Source organism: Gudongella oleilytica (assembly GCF_004101785.1).
Lineage (GTDB): Bacteria > Bacillota > Clostridia > Tissierellales > Tissierellaceae > Gudongella > Gudongella oleilytica.
Map to the genome: position 1 here is coordinate 528,843 of NZ_CP035130.1, position 25,152 is coordinate 553,994.

A 25,152-nucleotide genomic window follows, 5' to 3' on the forward strand; every position below is an offset into this window, starting at 1 on the left:
CCAGGGGATGGTTTTAGTTTTAATACATGGATCAATCATTCAATTCCATCCATTTCTCATAAATTGGATCCAGCCTTTTTTTAAGCTCCTCCCGTTCTTTTGAAAGCTTGAGAACCAAATTATGGTCATCATAGGTATCAGGACTTGAAAGCCTGTAGTCTATCTCGCCTATCTTTTCCTCAAGAGAGGTTATACTTGATTCCAGCTCCTTAAGCTCCTTTTTTTTGTCCCTTTCTCTCTGGAGAAGCTCCTTTTCTTTTTTCTTATCCAGTTTTATCTGGGTTTTTGTCCTGGTATCCTCTTCCTCATCAGCCTCAAAGGATAGTTCTCTTTTTTTCTCAAGGTAGTAATCATAGTTGCCTAAAAACTCCGCCAGACCAGTCTCGGTCAGCTCCAGGATTTTATTTGCAACCTGATTCAGGAAGTACCTGTCATGCGAAATAACCAGGACAGTGCCTTCGTAGCCCTTAAGAGCATCCTCCAGAATCTCCTTCGAATCGATGTCAAGATGATTCGTGGGCTCATCCATCAGCAAAAGGTTTGCACCTGAGAGCATAAGCTTGAGAAGCGCAACTCTTGCTTTTTCTCCACCGCTTAGCTCAGCTATTTCCTTGAAGATATCATCGCCAATAAAAAGGAAGCGGCTCAAATAAGTCCTTATTTCATAGTGATCCAGCTTTGGATAAGCGTCCCAAATCTCATCCACTATGGTTTTCTCAGGATTCAGATCCGACATTTCCTGATCGAAGTAACCGGGCTTTATGTTATGGCCAAAGCGGATCGTTCCCTCATCGGACTCGAGTTGCCCCAGCAGGATCTTAAAAAGAGTAGTCTTGCCAATGCCATTCGGTCCAATGAGGCCTGCTTTATCTCCCCTGTAGATCGTCAAGTCGATGCCCCTTAACAGCTCCATTTCGCCAAAGCTCTTTCTGATTCCCTCAGCAATGAGTACATCATTCCCTGATTTGATATCCGGAGAAAATCTGAAGCTTGCCTTCCTGGATTCCTGATGCTTAGGAAGAAGCTTGATCCTGTCCAGCATCTTTTGCCTGCTTCTGGCTTGCTTGATGTATCTCTCGCCACCATAACGGATATATCTTTGAATGATCTCCTCCTGCCTTGTGATCTCCTTCTGCTGGTCTTCGTATTGCTTCTTCAGGATTTCAAGGTCTCTCTTCCTTTGCACTATGAACCTTGAGTAATTTGTGTTGTACTGATGCAGTTTCCTATTTTCCATAAAAAATATCCTGCTTGCAACATTATCCAGGAAGTATCTGTCATGAGATATGATCAGGCTTGCACCTCTGTACTCCTTGAGATACCTTTCAAGCCAGCCTATCGCATCAATATCCAGATGGTTGGTGGGCTCGTCCATTAAAAGGATGTCAGGCTTCTGCAGTAATAGCTTCGCCAGTGAAAGTCTGGATTTCTGACCGCCGCTTAGTACCGAGACCTCCTTATCGAATTCCTCATCCTGGAATCCCAGTCCTTTGAGCACCCCTCGTGCTTCTGATCGAAACGCATAACCGTTCAGGTCAGTAAAAACCTCAAGCAAATGGCCGTAATCGAGCATTAATCGTGATAAGTCATCCGGATCCATTTCGCTTCTTGTCGCTATTTCATTTTCCATTTCTCTAAGACGTTTTTCCATTATTATGAGGTCTTCAAAAACAGTCAGACATTCATCGAAGAGCGTGAGGTCGCTTTCTATTCTCGTCTGCTGCTCAAGATACCCCATCTTTAATTCTTTCTGTAGTATTACCTGGCCAGTGTCTTGAGCCAGTTTTCCGGATATTATCTGAAAAAGAGTGGTTTTTCCTGTTCCATTTAATCCTACGACACCAATTTTATCACCCTGTTCGACCATAAATGATATGTTCTCAATTATTGGATCGACAACATAGGATTTTGAAATATTTTGAACTGTCAATACAGGCATATTTATCCCTCCATAAGTCATATGACCATTTTACCAGAACTTTCCTGCATAAAAAAGGGTAATAATATGAAGAAATACAACGAAAAGTAAATTTAATGAAATGTGAATAAATTGACATGATTTTTTTAGAATGATATAATAACTTCACAAATGAAAATGGGTGGTGAATTGACTTTGAACAAAGAAAATCAGGTATCAATTACGGTTATAAGGAGACTGCCTAAGTACCACAGATATCTTGCAGAGCTTATCGACAAGGGCATTAGCAGAATATCATCACAGGAATTAAGTGTGCTGACTGGATTTACCGCTTCTCAAATAAGACAGGACTTAAACAACTTTGGGGGATTTGGACAGCAAGGATATGGCTATAATGTAGAAGACCTTCACAGGGAGCTAGGAAAAATTCTTGGTCTGGACACAAAGTACAATGCTGTAGTTGTAGGTGCAGGAAACCTTGGCCAGGCAATAGCGAACTACAAGGGATTTGAGGATGCAGGATTTAAGGTCTTATCATTGTTTGACAGAAATCCAAAGGTAATTGGCCTTAGGATCAGAGATATCGAAATAAGGGACATGGATCATATCGAACAGTTTATTGAGGAGCATAATGTTGAGATTGGGATCATCACCACTCCAAAAGAAAGTGCGCAGGCGATAGCTGATATCTATATCAAATCCGGGATCAAGGGGATTTGGAACTTTGCACCAACAGACCTGATAGTTCCGGGTAATGTAGTAGTGGAGAATGTAAGGCTTAATGAGAGCCTGTTTATCCTTTCATACTTCCTGAAAACAATTGAGGAGAAGTAAGCTTAAACAAGACCATGACTTAAGTAGCAACTTCATTTTATGAGGTTGCTATTAATTTTACCCTATGATATAATTTTGTCGAGATTAATAGTCTTTGTGGGGATTGCCCACAGCTAAATTAAAGGGGGTTAATTTATGTCAAAGGAAATTCTAAATCCATTGGAGAATGCGCAGAAGCAAGTTAAAGACGCCTGCGATGCTCTCGGTCTGGAACCGGCTGTTTACGAGCTTCTTAAGGAGCCCAAGAGAATTATCGAGCTATCCATCCCTGTTAAAATGGATGACGGTTCTGTAAAGGTTTTTAAAGGCTTTAGATCTATGCACTCTGACGCTGTTGGACCAGGCAAAGGTGGAATACGTTTTCATCCCGGAGTAAATGCTGACGAGGTAAAGGCTCTTTCTATCTGGATGACCTTTAAGTGCTGCGTTACCGGTATCCCTTATGGCGGAGGAAAAGGTGGTATTATAGTTGATCCATCAACCCTGTCAAAAGGAGAATTGGAAAGACTTTCAAGAGGATACATACAAGGCCTCTACAAGTATCTTGGCGAGAAAATAGACATCCCTGCACCAGACGTAAATACAAACGGCCAAATCATGGCTTGGATGGTTGATGAATATTGCAAACTGACAGGCTCAATGAACACTGGCGTTATAACAGGCAAGCCAGTTGAGTGGGGCGGATCGCTTGGAAGAAATGAAGCAACAGGCTTTGGAGTTGCTGTAGTAACAAGAGAAGCAGCCAAGAAACTTGGAATAGATATCAAACATGCAACAGTTGCAATCCAGGGCTTTGGAAACGTTGGAAGCTTTACAGTTAAGAACGTTCAAAAGCTTGGTGCCAGGATAGTCGCACTTGGTGAGTGGGCAAGAGAAGTTGGAACTTATGCGATCTACAATCCAGACGGACTTGACTATGCGGATATGGCTGCCTGGGTAAAAGAGAACAAGAACCTTGTCAACTATCCAAAGGCAAAAATGATCTCCTTGGACGAGTTCTGGGCACTTGATGTTGATATAATGATACCTGCAGCTCTTGAGAATGCCATCACAGTGGAAAATGCCGGTAAGATCAAGGCAAAATTAGTCGCTGAGGCAGCTAACGGACCTATAACTCCTGAAGCTGATGAAATTCTTGAAAAGAACGGGATCCTTGTAACTCCAGACATCCTAACAAATGCCGGTGGAGTAACTGTTTCCTATTTCGAGTGGGTACAAAACCTCTATGGCTACTACTGGAGTGAGAAGGAAGTTGAAGAAAAAGAAGAGATCGCTATGGTCAATGCTTTCAACGACCTTTGGAAGATCAAGGAAGAGTACAATGTTACAATGAGAAAATCAGCCTATATGCATTCAGTTAAGAAGGTTGCAACTGCGATGAAGCTTAGAGGATGGTATTAATTACCAGCTCAATAGGTTGACATAGAAAAATTCACAGTTCACGGTTCACAGATCACAATTAGATCAAATGAATAATGAACGATGAACAAGATCCTTCACTACCGTTCAGATGATTGAGAAATGATATGCTCCCTTTATGAAAGACAGTGAAAAAGTAAAACACTGTTGATCATGAAGGGAGTTTTTGTCGTTAATTTGCAATGACGGGTTTCTGTCATCCCGACCAAAGTGGAGGGATCCCAATCTTTTATCTTTTGGCCTTTCATTGTCAACTGTCAATTGCCCATCGTCAATTGATTTGTTCCTTTAATTCTACTACCTACTAACCACTTGGTTTTTATAGTATAATATCCTTATCAAACGACCAAGGAGAAATTAATGAACTATACATTGGAGCAATCGCACGGCAAACTTATTGTAAAAGACCTCGAACATTTCAATATAAAGCATATTTTTGAATGCGGACAGTGCTTCAGGTGGTACCTGGAGGATGACAGAAGCTATACAGCCATCGCAGGCGGTATGGTGGCAAACTTTCTTCAGGAAGGGACAATATTGTATGTAGACGGGGTAAATGAAAAGGAATGGAGAGGCTTTTGGCACAACTACTTTGATCTTGACAGAGACTACGGGAAGATAAAGGAGGAGCTGTCACTGGATCCGGTACTAAAGGAAGCCATAACATTTGGATACGGGATGAGGATTCTTAATCAGGACCCCTACGAGACAATAATCTCCTTTATAATCTCAGCAAACAATCAGATACCAAGAATAAAGAAAGCAGTTGAAGCCATCGCGAACGATTTGGGGGGTTATATCCGCACCTATAGGGGAAGGGACCACTATAGCTTCCCTGAACCTGGAGCTCTTGCTGAAAAGACAGAGGAATACATCAGAGAAGCATACAGGGTAGGCTTCAGGGCTGACAGACTGAGAGAGGTAAGCAAAAGGATTGCAGATGGAGAATTTGACACCTCCTGTATCTTCGATATTGAGCACAAGGATGCCAAGGAGCTTTTGACAACATTACCCGGCGTGGGGCCCAAGGTAAGCGACTGTATTCTGCTATTCGCATTTGACAAGGGCGAGGCCTTCCCTGTAGATGTCTGGGTGAAGAGAGTAATGGAATATTTCTACTTCAAGCGGCCTGCAACAAAAAAAGAACTGGAGGACTCTGGAGAGAGGCTATTTGGGAGTCTGGCAGGCTATGCACAGCAGTACTTGTTCTATTACGCAAGGGAACTGGGCATTGGAAAGTGATATTGTCACCCAATCGTAACCAATCTGCCTGAAACAGTTGCTATAATCAAATTGAATAGAAGGAGGGAGCGTTATGTATAAGTGTTTTCAAGTGTTGAAGATTCTTGTGCTGATGCTCCTTTTTTTGTTTTTTGCGGGCTTCATTCTTGACAGCACCAAGGATCATGCCATAGGAACATTGACCGGAGGCGAGGATCAGTATCTGGTCGTACTTAAAGGAAGACGGTGGCAGGAATATGGGAACGAGGTAATAATCTATTCTCTGAAGGGTGGCAGAAAAGAGCTCTTCAGATGGAATGCCTCGGAGCTTAAGCCCTGGAAGATCATGACGGGAGATGTAGACGGCGATGGAATTGAAGAAATAGCCTTGGGTGTATATAAGAAGTCACTGTTACATCAGGTGATGGCAAAGCGTCCCTTTATTTACACCTTCGACGGTGAAAAGTTATTGCCCTTCTGGAGAGGATCGAGGCTTTCAAAACCGTTTGATGATTTCATTCTTTATGACCTTGATGGAGATGGGATATGTGAGATAGTGTCCTCTGAATACCTTGAGGAGGGGAGTATGGTCATTAACAGCTACAAGTGGAGGGGTTTCGGTTTTGAGGGATTCCTTCAAACCGCTGAGCTACAGACGATAAAAAAAATTTATGCAAGTGAAGGAGAGCTATCATTAACTGGATCTCTTAATAATAAGAGTATCAAGGCGGTAGTTAGGATAAGTGATGATGAACTTGAATGGAGGGAGTATTGATGAGGCATAATAAAAGGCTAAGACTGATGATGCTGTTTATCGCTGTTTCAATCCTTATAACAGGCTGCGGCCTTGGTACTGGCGGAAAGGAACCGTCAGAGACCTCCCCCGGTCCATCTGGGGACCCGGTGGAAGCTCCGGCTATTGAGGACGAACCAGCGGAGCTTGTTGTATCCAGTGATCTTTCCAACATAGTAAATCTGGATAAGTTTCCTGGACTTGGTGAGGAGCAAAAAAGGATGCTGGGAGAGAATGGATTCTTTGTAAATCCTTCCAGGGAAGAGCAGTTGTTCTTCATCTATGAGCACAATGAATATGAAGAGATACCATCATTTATTACTACGGATTCTGTCCTTCAGGTATATCATATTTTCTATGATTATACCCTAAGGACCCTGGAGGATAAGCATCTGATCCAGATCAATAAAAATATGACTAACAGGATGCTGGAGGAGTCAATTAAGCTTTATGGAGAGCTGAAAGATACTGATCTGAAGACCATACAGGGTAGGAATATTGCTTTCTTTGGAGTGGCTCAAAGGCTGTTGAAGCAGGATCTGCCGGAAGGGATACCTTCAGAAGTGTTAAGCATGATAGACTCTGAGTACGATAAGATCATTAGCAAGGCTGGATTTCAGGAATCCTCGATATTTCCGTTTGAGCTTGATTACAGCCAATACCAGGTCAGAGGACATTACACCAGAAGCGATGACCTTGGCACCTATTTCCTGTCTATGATGTGGTACGGACAGGCACCTATGCCTTTATATAAGGACAAACAAACGAGATACCTTGACCTGACGAAGCAGGCTATACTGATGGCTAAAATTGCAGATGACAATCCGGACATTATGGGCTCATGGGAAAAGATCTACTCACCAACCGCATTTTTTGTAGGCAATTCAGATGATTTGGGGATCAGAGATTATATAGGCATAGCGAATTTGGTCTATGGACAAGGCTTTGCTGCAGATGAAATTTCTAATGGGACAAAGCTTGATACATTTTATTCTGAGGTTGAAAAATTGCCTGAGCCTAAAATTCAGGCAAGATATGCAGGCATTGATTACCCTGTCGGGCAGCAGTTCAGGTTCATGGGACAGAGATATGTAATGGATGCTCAGATGATCCAGGAGCTTGTTTATCCCGTTTTAAGACCTATCCCCTCAGGTCTGGACGTAATGGCTGTGCTTGGCTCGGACAGAGCCAAGGAACTACAGCTTCAAAATCCAATAAACCGGGAATGGACTGAGTACCCTAAGGAGCTGGAGAGACTTAGAGAGGAATTTTCGAAGTACGAGGAGAAGGATTGGAAGAACAATATGTATTCAGGCTGGATGTGGGTACTGAAGGCTTTGATCGAGCTGCCTAAGGAGGAGTATCCCTACTTTATGAAGAACGATGCCTGGCTTGACAAAAGCTTGAATACAGCACTGGGATCATGGGCCGAGCTCAAGCATGACACCGTTCTTTATGGGAAGCAGTCAGGAGCTGAAATGGGAGGAGAGGAGTACGTCGAGGGCATTGGCTACATAGAGCCAAATCTTGAGGTTTATAAAAGGCTTTCCTGGTTGACCGAATTCTCAAGGGAATCCCTTAAGACATGGAATATACCGGTGGACGAGATCGATATCAAGATGGAAAGATTCCAGTGGCTCCTTGATTTTCTTGTATCCGCAACTGAGAAGCAGCTGGCCGGAGAGCCTCTTACCCAGGAGGAGTACGACAGGATCAAGATATATGGAGGAATTCTTGAAGATTTGACCAGCTCCTTTGCTGGAGATGGGATGAGATGGTTTGAGATTACCTCTGAAGCTGATAAAAATATGGCAGTGATAGCTGATTACCATACAGTTGGACGTGACGGGATAATGCACTCAGGTGTAGGGCCGGCTTATGAGATATACGTAGCAGTCCCAATAAAGGGTCAGGTTTATCTTACAAGGGGAGCAGTATTCAGCTTCCACGAATTTATGCATCCAACAAGACTTACTGATGAGGACTGGCAGGCTATGCTTAAGGATGGCACAAATCCACCTATGCCCGATTGGACTAATAGCTTTATAGTACCTCTCGGCAGTGAATAGTTTATAGTGTATAGAGAACAGGTGAATTTAAAAACTATTCACTTTTCACTCTTACTTATTCACTGATTTCTCTGGCACATCGAAGCATTTTACTGTATCATTGTATTAATAAACTATTAAGAATGGACAGGTGATAGAATGCTTGGTGCGGTTGCTAACAGCCTCGGTATATTATTCGGGGCACTGATAGGGTTGGTTTTGAAGAAGGGGATCAAGGAGTGCTACACAAATACTATAATGGATGGAATATCAATTGCAGTTATAGTACTGGGTCTTATGAGTGCAATTGAGATGCAGAACGTGATACTTGTGCTCGCAAGTCTTGTCATTGGGACTATTATTGGAGAATGGCTGAATATAGATTCCGGACTTGAAAATCTGGGGAAAAATCTGGAAAAAAGATTTGGTCAAAAGGATTCTACTTTCTCAAAGGGATTTGTTACTGCATCCCTTATGTATTGTATTGGTGCAATGGCGATACTGGGAGCTGTTGAATCCGGTTTGACCGGAAATCATGAGACTCTATTCGCAAAAGCAGTACTGGACTTCATAGTCTCAATAATACTTGCATCAACCATGGGGATAGGAGTTGCATTTGCTGCAATACCTGTATTGCTGTACGAAGGAGGAATAACTCTTTTGGCAGGAGGAGTAAAGAATTTTATGACGCCTGAGGTGATAAACGAAATGTCTGCAGTTGGAGGCATCCTTATAATGGCAATAGGGGTCAATGCACTGGGCCTTAAGAAGATCAAACTGGCCAACATGCTGCCTGCAGTATTTATACCAATTATTTACTATCTGGTAGCAGGTTTGTTTTAAAAATCGAGATATTGGAAGAAAAATCGAGTATTATACAGAAATAAGAAAATTAACCGAGATATTTTCAAAGATTAAAGCTAATCAAGTTTTTTTAGTAAAAAAATATACTTGATTAGCTTTATATTTTCGAGTATTATTATAGGTAGATGTTAGCACTCGATTTAAGTGAGTGCTAACAATAAAAAGATAGCGATAAGGAGGAATATTGATGAATCTAAGACCTTTAGGAGACAGAATCATAATCAAAAAGGTAGAGGCAGAAGAAAAGACCAAGAGCGGCATCGTACTTCCCTCGACAGCAAAGGAACAGCCATTGATGGCTGAAATAGTGGCAATTGGGGATGAGATCCTTAACGATGAGAAGAAGAAAGAGCAGGTTAAGGTTGGAGACAAGGTTATATTCTCAAAATATGCCGGAACTGAGGTCAAGGTAGACGGAGTAGAGCTTACTATTCTTAAATTGGTGGATATCCTTGCGGTAGTTGAGTAAACCAATTCACAATTTAAAATTTACATTTCACAACTAAGAAGAAATACTAAATGAACAATGAACAATGAAATTGAGTATGTTATCCCGAGCATTGTCGAAGGATCCCGAATTAAATTGGAAGGGTATGCATTGTCAATTGTCGATTATCATTAAAAGGAGAGTGTATTTATATGGCGAAAGAGATAAAATTCGGTGAAGACGCGCGCCGTTCAATGGAAAAAGGAATCAATAAGCTGGCAGATACAGTAAAGGTAACTCTTGGGCCCAAGGGAAGAAACGTAGTCCTTGAGAAGAAATTCGGTTCACCGATGATAACTAATGACGGTGTAACAATTGCAAGAGAGATAGAGCTCGAGGATAAATATGAGAACATGGGAGCTCAACTCGTTAAAGAGGTAGCAACAAAGACTAACGACGTGGCAGGAGACGGAACTACTACGGCAACTATTCTTGCTCAGGCAATCATAAGAGAAGGACTTAAGAACGTTGCAGCAGGGGCTAATCCTATGGTACTTCAAAAGGGAATCAAGAAAGCAGTGGATGAAGCCGTTGAAGGAATCAAGGCTGCTTCCGTACCTGTCGCATCAAAGGAAGCTGTAGCTCAGGTAGCATCCATCTCGGCTGGCGATGAAGAGATCGGTCACCTTATTGCAGCTGCAATGGAGAAGGTTGGAAACGACGGAGTAATTACTGTTGAGGAATCCAAGTCAATGGGTACAACACTTGAGGTCGTTGAGGGGATGCAGTTTGACAGAGGATACGTTTCAGCTTACATGGTAACCGACACTGAGAAAATGGTAGCTGAATATGAAAATCCATACATCCTTATTACAGATAAGAAGATTTCAAATATCCAGGAAATACTCCCTGTACTTGAGCAAATAGTCCAGATGAGCAAGCCTCTTGTAATAATTGCTGAGGACATCGAAGGCGAGGCAATGGCAACACTTGTTGTAAATAAACTGAGAGGTACCTTCAACTGCGTAGCAGTAAAGGCTCCAGGCTTTGGTGACAGAAGAAAAGAAATGCTACAGGACATTGCTATCCTTACAGGCGGAAAGGTCATCAGCGAGGAGCTTGGCTATGAGCTTAAGGAAGCAAAGATAGACATGCTCGGAAGGGCTGCAAAGGTCAAGATAGATAAAGAGACAACAGTTATCGTTAATGGCGAGGGCAGTGAAGAGGATATCCAAAACAGGATCAAACAAATCAGGGCACAGCTTGAAATAACCGAGTCAGAGTTCGATTCTGAAAAGCTTCAGGAAAGATTGGCTAAGCTATCAGGTGGAGTTGCGGTGATCCAGGTTGGAGCGGCAACTGAAACTGAGCTTAAGGAAAGAAAGCTAAGAATTGAGGATGCCCTGGCAGCAACCAGAGCAGCCGTTGAAGAGGGAATAGTCCCTGGAGGCGGAACAGTTCTTCTTAATACGATTCCAAGAGTGGAGAAGCTTCTTGCTGAAGTGACGGGAGATGAAAAGACAGGTGTCAGCATAATACTGAGAGCACTTGAGGAACCGGTAAGACAAATCGCAGCAAATGCTGGACTTGAAGGCTCAATCATAGTTGAAAAGGTAAAAGCTGCAGAGCCGGGAATAGGATTCGACGCAATGGCTGAAGAGTATGTCAACATGGTAGAGAAAGGTATAGTAGACCCAACTAAGGTAACTCGTTCTGCGCTTCAAAATGCGGCAAGCGTTGCGGCAATGGTCCTCACAACTGAGAGTGCAGTAGTTGAGATCGAGAAGGAAGACCCAATGGCTGCAATGGGTGGTATGGGCGGCATGGGCGGTATGATGTAGTAACAATAGAAGTCAGTTTTAAATCGAGGAGATCAACAGGCTTTGTCTGTTTGGTCTCCTCGATTTATATTATTTAAAAAATTTTTCTGTGAGAAATTTTTCTGTCATTGCCTGATAAAAATATGATTAACTTTTTTCTTGCATGGATCATGGTAAAGAAGTAGAATTAGAAAATAGAATATTCAAAAGTTGAGGTGTTTAAGGTGGAGTCCAAAGCAACCGTTTACATACTTCTTTCCCATAGTGGATCCATGTTCTCGAAAGCAATAAATATATATACCAGACATCCTTTTACCCATGTGTCAATAGCATTAGACCAGGACCTAAAAGAGCTTTACAGCTTTGGCAGGTTAAGACCCTATAACCCTCTATTGGCAGGGTTCGTCAGGGAGGATATTGACAATGGAACTTTTAAAAGATTTCCAGATACAGTATGCGCCCTTTACTCACTTAAGGTCAGTCAGGAACAGTATGAATCTCTCGTTATGCAGCTGAACAAATTCAAGAGAGAGAGCAACAGATATGGCTATAACTTTCTTGGCCTTTTTAGTGCCATGTTCAACTATCCGCTCAGCAGACATTATAACTACTTCTGCTCTCAGTTCGTCTCTGAGGTCCTTATAAACAGCGGTGTCACCATAACTCAGAAAGACCCTGGCCTGACCTCCCCTATGGATATAATGGGGAACAGGGAGTTGGAGTTTGTGTATTCAGGCTATCTTAAGGATTATGCCAATGGAAATTATCGAGTAGCCCTGTGATCTCAGATCACAGGTTTTTTATTTAATTGACACAAACATATCTAAAAGTAACAGGAGGATATGGTTCACATCTCAAATTTAATTGCACGATCCAGGAGGAAATTATGTGTAATTTATAAGATTTCTTCAGTTCTTATTTCGTGCCGGTAAATATATTGACAAAATTGGGACAATTTTCCTCAAACACATTGACAAATTATGGACAATGATATACCATAATCACATAGATAGATATTTATTGATTGATTCAAGGGGTGTGAGGATAAAATGGATCGAAGAGTTGAAGTTCTCAAAGCATTATCCGACAGGAACAGGCTTTTGATTCTCGACATGCTTTCCTGTGGGGAAATGTGCGCTTGCGACATTATGGAAGGTTTAGAGCTTACACAGCCTACTATTTCTCACCATATGAAGATCCTGGTCAGAGCGGGGCTCGTAAAGTGCAAAAAGCAGGGTAAGTGGATGTGCTACTCCATCAACAAACCGGTGGTGGATGATTTGTTCGAATACATCAACTACATAGTTGGTCCCAAAAAAGATTGTATTTGCAATCGGAAACCTAAGGCAAGCAATCAATAAAGCTTAATGATCAAGCACTTGTATTTCAGGTTCATTTGCCGGAGGCGACTGAACCTGTTTGCATTAGAATCATATATGATTTTGGAGGGAAAGAATTGAATAAAAAAATCGACCTTTATCTACTTACTGGCTTCCTTGGAGCGGGTAAGACCACACTATTGACCAATATACTAAATGATCTGTCAGAAAAGAAGCTGGGAGTAATAATGAATGAATTTGGCAGGATAAGTATCGATGGAGATATAATAAGAAAAGAAGGATTTGAGCTTATTGAGATAAACCAAGGTTCAATTTTCTGCTCCTGCCTAAAGCTGAACTTTGCACATGGTATGATGGAGATGGCTGAAAGGGACTTAGACTACCTCTTTGTTGAATCATCCGGCTTAGCTGACCCGTCGAATATCGGGGACATCCTTGCAGGAGTTAGCGATTTCAAAGGCGATGTTTATAATTATAAGGGAGCGATATGTGTAGTCGATGCTGAGAACTTTTTGGAACAGCTGGAAGATCTGGAAACAGTGGAGAGGCAGATAAGACATTGCCATCTTGTTGCTCTAAGTAAAACCGATCTTGTTGATGATGACAAGCTATCTGAGGTAATTAAAAGGATTCGGGAAATAAATCAGATCGTGCCAATCGAGACTACCAATTATGGAAAACTTGATTATGGCTTCCTTGAGGAAGACCTTATGAAGTATCATTGGAATGAAAGCGAAGACACGACAAATACACCTGAGAATAAGCCAAAGACAATAATGATAGAGTTTGACGAGGATATTACGATATCTGGTCTTGAGTCATTTGTTGATAGTGTAAAAAGAGACGCTTACAGGATAAAGGGCTTCGCAAGGGTAGATGGTGACTGGAGCCAGATCGACGTAGTGGGTAACAGGCTGCACATTAAGGAAACAGCTGTCGGAGAACGACCTAAGTTGGTGGTGATCTCAAAAATTGGGCCTCAAATAATAAGGCCGATTGCACACAACTGGGAAAACTTCATCAGGACCCCTATGAAAATGAAGTAAGTATATAAGTAAATCCAAGTAAATCCTGGTTTTAAATCCAGGGTTTTTCTTTTCAAACATTCCTTGACATAAAACTCAAGGTTTGTTACATTATTAAGAAAATATCTTTGGACAGGAAATAAAAAGGGGGGTATGATTTGGAATTCGTAGGTGAGGGTTTGACATTTGACGACGTTCTCATCCTGCCCGGCAAATCTGAGGTGCTGCCGAGGAACGTGAACGTTGGGACACAACTGACAAAGAGAATTAAGCTAAATATTCCATTGATGAGTGCAGGCATGGATACAGTCACTGAATCAAGAATGGCAATAGCTATGGCCAGAGAGGGCGGAATAGGAATAATACACAAAAATATGTCTATTGAGAAGCAGGCGCTGGAGGTAGACAGAGTAAAGAGAAGTGAGCATGGTATCATCACTGACCCGTTCTATTTGTCAAGAGACCATATAGTTGCAGATGCTCTTGAGCTTATGGAGAGGTACAAAATATCTGGAGTTCCCATTGTAGATGGATCAAACACATTGGTCGGAATACTAACAAATCGTGATATAAGATTTGAAAAGGACATCACAAGGAAGATCGACGAGGTAATGACTAAGGAGAACCTTAAGACGGCGCCTATAGATATAAGCATGGATGAGTCCCTTGAGATCATGAAGCAGTACAAAATCGAGAAGCTGCCCTTGGTTGACGATGATTTCAAGCTTAGCGGGCTGATCACCATAAAGGATATTGAGAAGTCCATTGAGTTTCCAAATTCAGCCAGAGACGCAAAGGGAAGACTTTTAGCAGGGGCAGCTGTGGGAGTAACAAATGACATGATGGAAAGAATCGCAGCTCTTGTTAAGAGTCAGGTAGACGTAATTACTGTTGATACAGCGCATGGTCATTCCAAAGGAGTCCTCGATGCTGTTTCAAAAATCAAATCCAATTATCCTGATCTTCAGGTAATAGCCGGAAACGTTGCTACAGCAGAAGCAACCATCGACCTTATTAAGGCTGGAGCTGATTGCATCAAGGTGGGGATCGGTCCTGGCTCCATATGTACCACAAGAGTAGTTACAGGTATTGGAGTACCACAGATAACTGCAGTAATGAACTGCTCGAAGGCAGCTGCTGAATATGAGATCCCCGTTATAGCTGATGGAGGAGTCAAGTACTCGGGAGATATTACAAAGGCTATAGCCGCAGGGGCTAATGTAGTGATGGCAGGATCATTGTTTGCAGGCACTGAGGAAAGCCCCGGTGAGGAAGTTCTTTATGAAGGCAGGAGATATAAGGAATACAGAGGGATGGGCTCAATGGGAGCAATGGATTCTGGCAGCAGGGACAGGTACTTCCAGGAGGATACGAAGAAGTATGTTCCGGAAGGGGTAGAAGGCAGAGTCCACTACAAGGGCAAGCTCGGTGATGTAGTTTATCAGTTGATAGGAGGACTAAAGTCAGGAATGGGATATGTGGGTGCAAAAGACATTTCTGAGCTTCAGGAGAAATCCAGGATGATCAAGATAACTGCCGCATCGCTTGTAGAGAATCATCCTCACGATATAATGATAACCAAGGAATCACCCAATTATCAGAGAGGGTAGTGGCGACCGACGGTCGCCACTAAGAACTAAGAGCCAAGAGCTAAGATTCTTCGCTAAAGCTCAGAATGACACATTTCTGTCATCCCGACCGAAGTGGAGGGATCCCAATGTCAATTGTCCATTGTCAATTGATTTAACCTCCAACTTTCAAGACACTCTTTAACCAGCTTTTAACGTATGTACTTTTGTAAATATTTGTTATAAGATAGAACTATAATATGAGGAATCAAGGTGATCATAAATGAGGATCGGTCTGGATGTAGGGTCAACAACACTCAAGTGTGTGGTGCTGGATTCGGATGAGAAGCTTGTCTTTCACTCTTATGAAAGGCATTATTCCCAGATAAGGGAAAAAACAGTCAAACTATTGGAGGATATAAGAGACAGGTTCCCCTACCTGAATGAGGCTTATCTGTCAATATCAGGCTCAGCAGGCATGGGTCTTGCCCAAAAATTTAATATACCCTTTGTACAAGAGGTTTATGCTACAAGACTTTCTGTCATGAAGCTGATAGAAGGGACAGACGTCGTTATCGAACTGGGGGGAGAGGATGCAAAGATACTGTTTCTTTCCAACGGCATGGAGGTAAGGATGAATGGATCCTGTGCAGGTGGCACAGGAGCTTTTATCGACCAGATGGCGACCCTTATGGGAGTTAGTTTGACAGATATGAACCAGCTTGCAGCGGAATATGACAAGACCTACACTATTGCATCACGGTGTGGGGTTTTTGCTAAGTCGGATATTCAACCCCTCCTTAACCAGGGTGCAAGTAAGAGCGACATGGCAGCAAGCATTTTCCGTGCAGTAGTAAATCAGACCATAGGCGGTCTTGCTCAAGGCAGACCGATCAAGGGGAAAATAGTGTACCTGGGCGGGCCCCTTACTTTTTTCTCCCAGCTGAGGGAGAGCTTCAACCATACCCTTGGAGTCAATGGAGTATGTCCTGAAAACTCCCTTTATTATGTAGCGATAGGAGCTGCCTACAGCTCAGATGAAAGAAAGCTGGATCTGGATGAGCTTATGGAGGATTTGATTAACACAGGCGAAGAGGGAAGCTTTAACGGCCTTGGAAAGCTTTTCGAAAACGAGGAGGACTACTTGATATTCAAAGAACGTCATGACAGGGAACAGGTATCCTTTACAGATCCCAACACATATAAAGGGGATGCTTATCTTGGCATAGACGCGGGCTCTACTACAGTTAAGGCTGTGATAATGGCAGAGGACGATACGATCCTCCATTCAATATACACCCAAAACCAAGGGAATCCTGTACCTCTCATAAAGGATTTTCTGATGAAGTTTTACGAGAACTATCCGGCTATTAAAATCAAATCCTCTGCAGTGACTGGCTACGGCGAGGATCTGATGAGGAATGCATTCAAGCTTGATTTTGGTGTTGTGGAAACTATAGCTCATTATACAGCCGCAAAGAAGTACAAGCCCGATGTCGATTTCATTATCGACATAGGCGGCCAGGACATAAAGTGCTTCAAGATCAGGGATGGAGTAATCGACAGCATATTCCTAAATGAGGCATGCTCGTCTGGCTGTTGCTCATTTCTTCAGACCTTTGCAGAAGCTTTGGGCTATGATATAAAGGATTTTGCCCAGCTTGGCATATATTCCCGAAATCCTGTAGATCTGGGCTCCAGGTGCACTGTTTTTATGAATTCATCTGTAAAGCAGGCGCAGAAGGATGGAGCAACCATTGCGGATATTTCCGCAGGTCTTTCCATAAGTGTTATCAAAAACGCATTGTACAAGGTAATCAGAGCATCCTCAGCCAAAGATCTGGGACATAATATTGTTGTCCAGGGAGGAACCTTCCACAATGATTCTGTGCTCAAAGCTTTTGAGGATGAACTTCAGCATCAGGTAATAAGACCAAACATTGCAGGACTTATGGGAGCATATGGAGCAGCGCTATACTCCAAGGAAAGAAGAAGCTCCGAGACCACCAGTCTATTGTCCAGGGAGGACCTTCAGGGGTTTGACCATAAGGTAAAAGTGGTACTCTGTGGACTATGTGAGAATAACTGCAGACTTACTGTGAACTCCTTTGGAGATGATCGAAAGTTCATAGGTGGAAACAGATGTGAGAGACCTATAAGACAGAAAGCTCCTGAGGAAAGGTTTAATATATATGAGTACAAGCTTGATCTCCTAAAAAACTATGTTCCGATAAAAGGAAGAAGAGGAAGGGTAGGCTTGCCGATGGCATTGAATATGTTTGAGCTTTTGCCATTCTGGCATACAGTATTTACTCTGCTCGACTTTGAGGTTGTTCCATCGTCTTTTTCGACCAGGGAGATGTTTATCAAAGGGCAGCACACCATCCCTTCGGATACAGTCTGCTTCCCTGCCAAGGTAGTGCATGGTCATATTGAGTATCTGTTGGATCAGGGTGTTGATGCAATATTTTACCCGTGCCTGACTTATAATCTGGATGAAAAATCCGGAGACAACCATTTTAACTGCCCTGTCGTAGCCTATTATCCTGAGGTCATTGCAGCAAATGTCGATAGAATTGCAGGTACAAGATTTTTCTATGAATATCTGGGATTGAACAATAAGAGGATACTGGCGAAGAGACTTCACGAGATCCTCAGAGAATGGCACAAGGATATCAAGCTTAATGATGTTAAGCTGGCTGTCGACAGAGGTATCATCGAATACAAAGGGTACTTGAAGAGATTAAGGCAAAAAGGCGAGGAGTACTTAAAAATCGCAGAAGAAAAAAATAAGCTGGCGATCGTTCTGGCGGGCAGACCATACCATGTTGATCCGGAGGTCAATCATGGGATAGCAAAGATGATTTCAGAGTTTGATACTGTTGTATTATCAGAGGATTCAATAAGTCATCTTGGAGGAAAGACCCCAACCGACATACTTAACCAATGGACCTACCATGCAAGACTATATCAAGCTGCTGAATTGGTATCAAGGAGACCCAATATGGAGCTGGTCCAGCTGGTATCCTTCGGATGCGGTCTGGATGCAATCACCTCTGATGAAGTAAAGGCAATTCTGGAAGACAACGGGAAGATTTACACCCAATTGAAAATAGATGAGATAACGAACCTTGGAGCAGTAAAGATTCGTATCAGAAGTCTTTTGGCGGCTATTGAACAAAGGTCTTAAGGAGGCTTTTTAGATATGAGTACAAGAGTAAAGAGAGTGGAATTCACCAGAGATATGAGGGACTATACTATCCTTTGCCCCGACATGTTGCCGGTTCACTTCGCGCTACTTGAGAAAGTGTTTAGGAATTTTGGCTATAACCTAAAGGTACTTAAAAACCAGGGACGTTCAGTGGTGGAATCCGGTCTGAGAAATGTACATAACGACACGTGTTACCCGGCATTGCTGGTAATTGGTCAGCTGATTGATGCCTTGGAGTCAGGAGAGTATGACATCAACAGGGTAGCCCTTATGATAACTCAGACAGGAGGAGGCTGCAGAGCATCCAACTATATACATCTCTTAAGAAAGGCTTTGATAAAGTCGGGGTATGGCCATGTCCCCGTAATATCACTAAATGCAGGGGGGATGGAAAAAAACAGCGGCTTCAGGCTTTCGATACCAATGCTGAGACAATCTGTAGCGATAATCGTATATGGGGATCTTCTCATGCTTTTGAAGAATCAGGTCAAGCCCTATGAGATCAACCAGGGTGAGACCGATGCCCTTGTGGATAAATGGGTTGATGAGTTGGCTCAGCAACTTGAAGTAATGAGAGGTATCCATCTGGCGGAGCTGAAAAGCAATCTAAGGGATATAGTAACCAGCTTTGATAAAATTCAAAGACAGGATACGGAAAAAACCAAGGTAGGCATAGTGGGAGAAATCTATGTGAAGTACTCCAGTCTTGGGAACAATAACCTTGAGGATTTTCTGATGTCAGAGGGCTGTGAGGTTATGGTCCCTGGACTTCTGGGTTTTCTCATGTATTGTATGGAAAACGGAGTAATCGACTACCAGCTTTATGGAGGATCCTTCTTTAAGAGCTTCATTTTAGGTAAAGTGAATGAGTATCTGGGAAAAATGGAGGAATTGATGATAGATGCTGTTAAGACCTATAGCAGCTTCATCGCTCCCTCTCCATTTGTCCACATGAAGGAGCTTGTTAAGGATATAATCGGACTTGGATGCAAAATGGGAGAGGGATGGTTACTTCCAGCTGAGATGGTCGAGCTAATAAAGAACGGCTATGGCAACATAGTAGTTACACAGCCATTTGGCTGTCTGCCAAACCATATAGTAGGCAAGGGAGTGGTTTCAAACATCAAGAGAAAATATCCTGAGGCCAACATAGTTCCCATAGATTACGATCCCGGAGCTACAAGAGTCAATCAGGAAAACAGGATCAAGCTTATGCTTGCAGTGGCAAGAGAAAAAATATTGCCTGAGCTGCCAAATGAAGAAGAGGAATTTCAGCTTGGATTTCAAAACTGGGTTCTTATGCTATAATAGCTCATTCTGTTGTTTTAGATTGGTAAAAGTGCTACAATGACAGGAAGAGGTGTTTAGTATGTGGACAAGAAGAGATTTGAAAGAAGAGGCCAAAGAGTTTCTCAAGAGGAACTACTGGAAGGCTTTTGCGGTCTGTCTTATAGTAAGCCTGCTCACAGGAGGAAGCGGGAGTTCATCCCGTGAGACTGACTATAAGTCACCGGATTATGGCGAATACAACTTCGAAATCAATTTTGGACCTGGGAATGAATTTGGAACTATGATAGAAGGTATAGGTCTGGACAATCCATTCCAGATTGCAGTGGGTGCAACTGCCTTTGCACTATTCATACTTTTCTCCGTAGTGTTAGCAATAATTATTGGGAATGTACTCCAGGTAGGTGAAAAGAGATTCTTCATAAGGGGATTTAAGGGTGAGGCTTCCGTTGGAACACTTTTCTCAACTCTCAGAAAGGGCGAATGGATCCCCCTTGCGACCAAGATGTTTATTATGGACCTCTTCATATTTCTTTGGGGACTTCTGTTGATAATCCCAGGGATAATAAAATACTACCAATACCGAATGATACCATATATTTTAGCTGAGGATCCCGAGCTAAATTTCGCTGATGCCAAGGAACTAAGCACAATGATGACAAACGGACAGAAGGGGGAAATATTTGTCCTTGACCTATCCTTCATCGGTTGGTATCTGCTCGGAAGTCTGTTCTTCGGAATAGGAGGCATATTTGTAAAACCATACCACGAAGCAACAGTGGCAAAGCTGTATCAGCATTACAGAAGCGGTATGGGGCTTCCATCAGAGGATCAGTCTGGACCAGAAAAGGATGATATGGATCAATTATATTAGATACAACAAAAAACCTGTGCTGCCGCACAGGTTTTTCTTATGGGATGAGATTCCTGATCTCTTCCTTAGTTTTTTGATCGACCATTCCACTGGAGGTTACAGAAGGTGATGTTAAAAGCTTGTTTATAACATCAGTGAAATAGCTCCCAGGGAACTCGATCGTCAATTCCTTAAGCTCCTGAATATGACCAGGTGCAACCTTACCGGTCGACGGATCCACACCATATCCATTCTTGTTTCTATAAAGAAGTGAGTCCATATATGACGCATAAAGCTCAAGCACCTTATCCAGTCTTTGGGAATAGCTATAGGTGAGTCTGAATTTTTCGATTTCAATAAGTCTTTGGGCAAGCTCAGACCTGTCAAGCTTAAGGCTCCCCTCCACAATATGAGGATTGATGGATTCCTTCGACATGATCCTCAGATATCCTCTGAACTCATTTGTAAGAATATCTCCGAATTGCTCAGCAATACCGTTGTAATCTACCTTGTACTCATATCTTCCATCCTCAGCCTTAAGCAAATATCCAAGCTCGAGATTTTTTAACAGCAGATCCTTAAGCTCAGACTGATCGGATAGCACTCCTTTTCTTCCTATTACATCAGAATTGTTTATATCCTCTACCCTTAAGGAATTAGAAGCCAGAAAAGCATCGAAGGAGGATCCATTTGCAAATCTGTTTATTAAAGCTGCTATATCAAGGCTCCTATATAGGGAATTCATCTCCAGATTATCAATATGGGAAGACAGAAGAGACACTATCTCATCCTTGGGTGCTTTCTTTGCTAACTCCTTCAGGGCCGGTATAAAATCAACACTCCCGGGAACAGGCTGACCAGCCGCTGTGAAGCTCCTTGCTCCAGCAGAAGCATCGCTGTTTATTGATGACCTTTGAAGTGTCGTCCAATCAGGCTGAAGTACCCTTGCACCGTCTTTGCCATCCCAGTTATACCATAGCAGGATCCTATCGGCTTCCTTGGAGTCACTTAGCTTTGTTTCCGGATCGATGGTATATATACTGAAGTCGAGGATACCATCTCCATTCATATCCTCAATACTGTTGTTGGCAGTAACGCTTACCAGATTTATCTTTTTGGGATTCAGTATGCTTTTAAGCTTTCCATCCTCAAGAATAAATCCATAGGTAACGCTGGCCTGGGATCCCACCTGATTGCTTAAGAGAATACCTTGCTGAGTGTTGGACAAGAGGCCTGTTCTCAAAATATGGTTTGTATTGTCATAGTTCATAGGGACCTTATCAATAAGATAGTGCTCAAGCTCATTGAAACCGTAAACCTCAAGCATTCCATGATCATTTACATCCTCTGGATTCCTTTCGACAAAGAGTACAAGCTCAGGTATCCCATCATTGGTTAAATCACCTATGGAATAATGGCCTTTTTCCAACTTAACCTTTGGATTTATGTCTGATATATGATTTTCTATTTGGCTTCTCAGATAATCAGATTCAAGAGCTTCTTCAATTACAGCTGAGGAAGCCATCTCCATTGGAGCTTGTTCCTCAGCAGCCGTCATTACCCTCATGTCCTTTTGAGAAGAACCACAGCCTGATAATGATAAAGCTGATGCGAGAATCGAAATCGTCAGAGCCGGATAAAATTTCCTCATAGCCAGAGCTCCTTTCATATGTAAATTATACATCAATATTTTACCCAGTGTGTGACAATCAGGTTACAAGAATCGCTGGAGCCTTGTTAAAAACTTAACTTGAGGCCTTTCACACATATGATCCTGTAAATAAGACCAATAAATAATATTATTGAAATTCGAGTAGTGAGTGTGTATAATATACTTGAATATATGAACAAGTATTCATATGAGGAGGTCATAGTATGGAAAACAGAAAGTCAGAATCAGCAACCTGCGACTGCAATGTAATACATCAGGACAAAGTCGATAAGGTTATGGAAAAGATGCCAAGCGACAGGCTGGCATACAAAGCAGCTGATTTCTTCAAAATAATTGGGGATAAAACAAGGATGAAGATTCTTTTGGCTCTCTTTGAATCGGAGCTTTGTGTTTGTGACATAGCTGTCCTCCTTGATATGAATCAGTCCGCTATTTCCCACCAGCTGAGGGTATTGAAGCAGGCTGAGCTTGTAAAGTACAGAAAGGATGGCAGGGTTGTTTATTATTCCTTGGATGACGATCACGTCAAAAATATCCTTGATCAGGGACTTGTCCATATTTCACATGATCATCACAAGGAGGAGGCGAAATAATGATAATCAAGGAGTTTTACCTTGAGGGGATGGACTGAGCTAACTGTGCTTCTAGGATAGAAGCTAAGATAAATTCTATGGAAGGCGTAAACGAAGCCGCTCTTAATTTCACGAGCAGGACGCTTAGAGTAACCATTGAGGATAAGGAGATGGTATCATCCATATCTGAAAGGGCGATTGAGATTGTAAACTTTTTTGAACCGCATGTAAAGGTACTGGATAAGGATCAAACGATCGAAAATGCAAAGCTTGACAATAAACACGGTCACGGAGGATTTTACTCTTCCAAGAGCATGAAATATGTAGCAGCAGGGGCTGTTCTCTTTATATTCGGCCTAATGCTTCCCATAGAAGGTATACCACGTCTTCTTTTATTTCTTGCTGCCTACGCTCTGGCAGGAGGAGAGGTCGTCCTGAGAGCTTTGAGGAATATATCCAGAGGTCAGATATTTGATGAAAACTTTCTTATGACAGTAGCTACAATAGGAGCCTTTGCTATTGGTGAATACCCGGAGGGTGTTGCCGTAATGCTGTTTTATCAGGTAGGCGAATATTTTCAGGACCTTGCCGTAAACAAGTCAAGAAGGTCAATAGCATCTCTTATGGACATCAGGCCTGATTATGCAAACCTAATTGAGGGAGAGGGAAGCAGAAGAGTCGAGCCTCAGACTATTTCTATTGGGGAGGACATACTTATAAAGCCAGGTGAAAGAGTTCCTCTTGATGGCATTATCACCAGTGGCTCCTCATCAATGGATACAGCAGCCCTCACCGGAGAATCGCTGCCAAGAGATGTGACTGTTGGCGACTCAGTGCTTGGAGGATTTGTAAACCGGCAAGGCCTCTTGAAGGTTAAGGTTTCGAAACCCTATGGAGAATCGACGGTTTCAAGGATTTTACAGCTGGTAGAGGACGCCGGAGCAAGAAAAGCCCCGACAGAAAGCTTCATAACTCGATTTGCAAAAGTTTACACCCCTGCAGTTGTTTTTACGGCACTTTTTTTGGCTGTACTGCCACCTCTTTTTATAGAAGGGGCAAGCTTTTATGACTGGGTATACAGAGCCCTTATATTCCTCGTAGTATCCTGTCCATGTGCACTTGTGATCTCTATCCCTCTGGGATTTTTCGGAGGTATAGGTGGAGCATCCAGGAACGGGATCCTGGTTAAGGGAGGCAACTACCTTGAGGCTCTGAACTATATGGATACTATAGTTTTGGATAAAACAGGGACTCTGACTGAGGGCAAATTCAAGGTTTCGGAGATTTATACAAATGGCAGGCTCACTAAGGAAGAACTGCTCAGAGTTGCGGCTATCGCTGAAGCCCACTCATCTCACCCCATCGCCCTGTCAATCCTGGAGGCATATGGTAAGCCTGTAGAGAATGGAAGCGATCCAGGCCATAAAGAGCATGCAGGCCTGGGAATCGAGACAACCGTTGATGGTGCGAATGTTCTTATTGGGAATGATGCACTTTTCAATAAAAGAGGGATTCTCATGGAGGGTGGCAATTCTGACAGCACTGTTGTAAATATCGCAGTAGATGGAAAATATGAAGGTCACATAACAGTTGAAGACAGGATAAAGTCTAATGCAGGTAAGGCAATATCGGAGCTGAGATCGATGGGGGTAAGTCAGGTAATTATGCTTACTGGAGACAATAAAAACACCACTGAAAGAGTTGCTGCAGAGCTTGGGATAGACAAGGTATACTATGAGCTGCTTCCTCAGGACAAGGTAGGTATAGTCGAAGAATTGATGGAGAATAGCTCTAATGGGAAAAAACTTGCCTTTGCGGGAGACGGAATAAACGATGCTCCTGTTCTGGCAAGAGCAGATATCGGGATCGCAATGGGTGCCATGGGCTCAGATGCGGCAATCGAGGCTGCTGATGTTGTCCTGATGACCGATGATCTTGAGAAGCTTCCTCAGGCCTTGAGAATAGCGAGAAAAACCAGAAGGATCGTATGGCAGAACATAGCCTTTGCACTTGGCGTCAAGGGAATAGTGCTCCTGCTTGGAGCGGGAGGCCTGGCCACCATGTGGGAAGCTGTATTTGCTGATGTGGGTGTAGCTATAATTGCTGTACTCAATTCAACAAGAGCGATGAAGTAGAAACAGTGAACAGTGAATAGTGAATAGTTAACAGTGAACAGTGAAACGAACTATGAGTAAGGCAATGCCAAAAACGAAAATTACCTATACTTGTGTTATATCACTGATCGGACTTTTGTCTTGAACTATTCACTATTCACTTTTA

19 protein-coding genes are annotated in these 25,152 nt (G+C 42.6%); 17 read left to right on the forward strand and 2 right to left on the reverse strand.

Annotated features, from left to right (window positions below; all coding sequences use genetic code 11):
• Nucleotides 1-31: 31 nt before the first annotated feature.
• Complete coding sequence (locus EC328_RS02380) at nt 32-1,939, reverse strand: ABC-F family ATP-binding cassette domain-containing protein (RefSeq protein WP_128425323.1); 1,908 nt, start codon at nt 1,937-1,939, stop codon at nt 32-34.
• 156 nt (nt 1,940-2,095) lie between these two features.
• Between EC328_RS02380 and EC328_RS02385 the strand changes: the two genes are divergently transcribed.
• From EC328_RS02385 to EC328_RS02455, 15 genes are all read left to right on the forward strand, one after another.
• Nucleotides 2,096-2,752 carry a redox-sensing transcriptional repressor Rex gene (locus tag EC328_RS02385; protein WP_206363938.1) on the forward strand — a complete coding sequence of 219 codons (657 nt, stop codon included), beginning with the start codon at nt 2,096-2,098 and terminating at the stop codon, nt 2,750-2,752.
• 135 nt (nt 2,753-2,887) lie between these two features.
• Nucleotides 2,888-4,153 carry a Glu/Leu/Phe/Val family dehydrogenase gene (locus EC328_RS02390; protein ID WP_128425324.1) on the forward strand — a complete coding sequence of 422 codons (1,266 nt, stop codon included), beginning with the start codon at nt 2,888-2,890 and terminating at the stop codon, nt 4,151-4,153.
• A gap of 378 nt (nt 4,154-4,531) precedes the next feature.
• On the forward strand, nt 4,532-5,413 hold the full coding sequence (locus EC328_RS02395) for a DNA-3-methyladenine glycosylase family protein (protein WP_128425325.1): 882 nt from the start codon (nt 4,532-4,534) through the stop codon (nt 5,411-5,413).
• Nucleotides 5,414-5,486: 73 nt separating this feature from the next.
• Complete coding sequence (locus EC328_RS02400) at nt 5,487-6,167, forward strand: hypothetical protein (RefSeq protein ID WP_128425326.1); 681 nt, start codon at nt 5,487-5,489, stop codon at nt 6,165-6,167.
• Nucleotides 6,167-8,254: a DUF3160 domain-containing protein gene (locus tag EC328_RS02405; protein WP_164906007.1), complete on the forward strand. Its 2,088-nt coding sequence runs from the start codon at nt 6,167-6,169 to the stop codon at nt 8,252-8,254. Before EC328_RS02400 ends, EC328_RS02405 begins: the two co-directional genes overlap by 1 nt.
• Nucleotides 8,255-8,392: 138 nt before the next feature.
• Entirely contained in the window at nt 8,393-9,076 is a 684-nt protein-coding gene (locus EC328_RS02410) for a DUF554 domain-containing protein (protein WP_128425328.1), read from the forward strand.
• 208 nt (nt 9,077-9,284) lie between these two features.
• Complete coding sequence (locus EC328_RS02415; protein WP_128425329.1) at nt 9,285-9,566, forward strand: co-chaperone GroES; 282 nt, start codon at nt 9,285-9,287, stop codon at nt 9,564-9,566.
• A gap of 170 nt (nt 9,567-9,736) precedes the next feature.
• The gene (gene groL / locus EC328_RS02420) at nt 9,737-11,365 is read left to right on the forward strand and encodes a chaperonin GroEL (protein ID WP_128425330.1); all 1,629 of its coding nucleotides are present in this window, start codon (nt 9,737-9,739) and stop codon (nt 11,363-11,365) included.
• A 203-nt stretch (nt 11,366-11,568) separates the two neighbouring features.
• Entirely contained in the window at nt 11,569-12,126 is a 558-nt protein-coding gene (locus tag EC328_RS02425; RefSeq protein ID WP_240671510.1) for a hypothetical protein, read from the forward strand.
• A gap of 267 nt (nt 12,127-12,393) precedes the next feature.
• Nucleotides 12,394-12,705, forward strand: coding sequence for an ArsR/SmtB family transcription factor (locus EC328_RS02430; RefSeq protein WP_128425331.1), 312 nt, complete (start codon nt 12,394-12,396; stop codon nt 12,703-12,705).
• Between the two features lie 95 nt (nt 12,706-12,800).
• The gene (locus EC328_RS02435) at nt 12,801-13,730 is read left to right on the forward strand and encodes a CobW family GTP-binding protein (protein WP_128425332.1); all 930 of its coding nucleotides are present in this window, start codon (nt 12,801-12,803) and stop codon (nt 13,728-13,730) included.
• 137 nt (nt 13,731-13,867) lie between these two features.
• Complete coding sequence (gene guaB, locus EC328_RS02440; protein WP_128425333.1) at nt 13,868-15,319, forward strand: IMP dehydrogenase; 1,452 nt, start codon at nt 13,868-13,870, stop codon at nt 15,317-15,319.
• 241 nt (nt 15,320-15,560) lie between these two features.
• On the forward strand, nt 15,561-18,467 hold the full coding sequence (locus EC328_RS02445; protein ID WP_128425334.1) for an acyl-CoA dehydratase activase-related protein: 2,907 nt from the start codon (nt 15,561-15,563) through the stop codon (nt 18,465-18,467).
• Nucleotides 18,468-18,482: 15 nt separating this feature from the next.
• Nucleotides 18,483-19,796, forward strand: a complete 1,314-nt coding sequence (locus tag EC328_RS11870; protein WP_128425335.1) for a 2-hydroxyacyl-CoA dehydratase — start codon at nt 18,483-18,485, stop codon at nt 19,794-19,796.
• A 61-nt stretch (nt 19,797-19,857) separates the two neighbouring features.
• Nucleotides 19,858-20,649 carry a DUF975 family protein gene (locus EC328_RS02455; RefSeq protein ID WP_128425336.1) on the forward strand — a complete coding sequence of 264 codons (792 nt, stop codon included), beginning with the start codon at nt 19,858-19,860 and terminating at the stop codon, nt 20,647-20,649.
• A gap of 37 nt (nt 20,650-20,686) precedes the next feature.
• Here EC328_RS02455 and EC328_RS02460 read toward each other — a convergent pair whose 3' ends face one another.
• On the reverse strand, nt 20,687-22,279 hold the full coding sequence (locus EC328_RS02460; protein WP_128425337.1) for a hypothetical protein: 1,593 nt from the start codon (nt 22,277-22,279) through the stop codon (nt 20,687-20,689).
• Nucleotides 22,280-22,503: 224 nt separating this feature from the next.
• Between EC328_RS02460 and EC328_RS02465 the strand changes: the two genes are divergently transcribed.
• Together EC328_RS02465 and EC328_RS02470 are read left to right on the forward strand one after the other, a co-directional pair.
• On the forward strand, nt 22,504-22,893 hold the full coding sequence (locus tag EC328_RS02465; RefSeq protein ID WP_128425338.1) for an ArsR/SmtB family transcription factor: 390 nt from the start codon (nt 22,504-22,506) through the stop codon (nt 22,891-22,893).
• A gap of 77 nt (nt 22,894-22,970) precedes the next feature.
• A complete protein-coding gene (locus EC328_RS02470; RefSeq protein ID WP_206363896.1) occupies nt 22,971-25,007 on the forward strand; it encodes a heavy metal translocating P-type ATPase in 2,037 nt (678 codons plus the stop codon).
• Nucleotides 25,008-25,152: the final 145 nt, after the last annotated feature.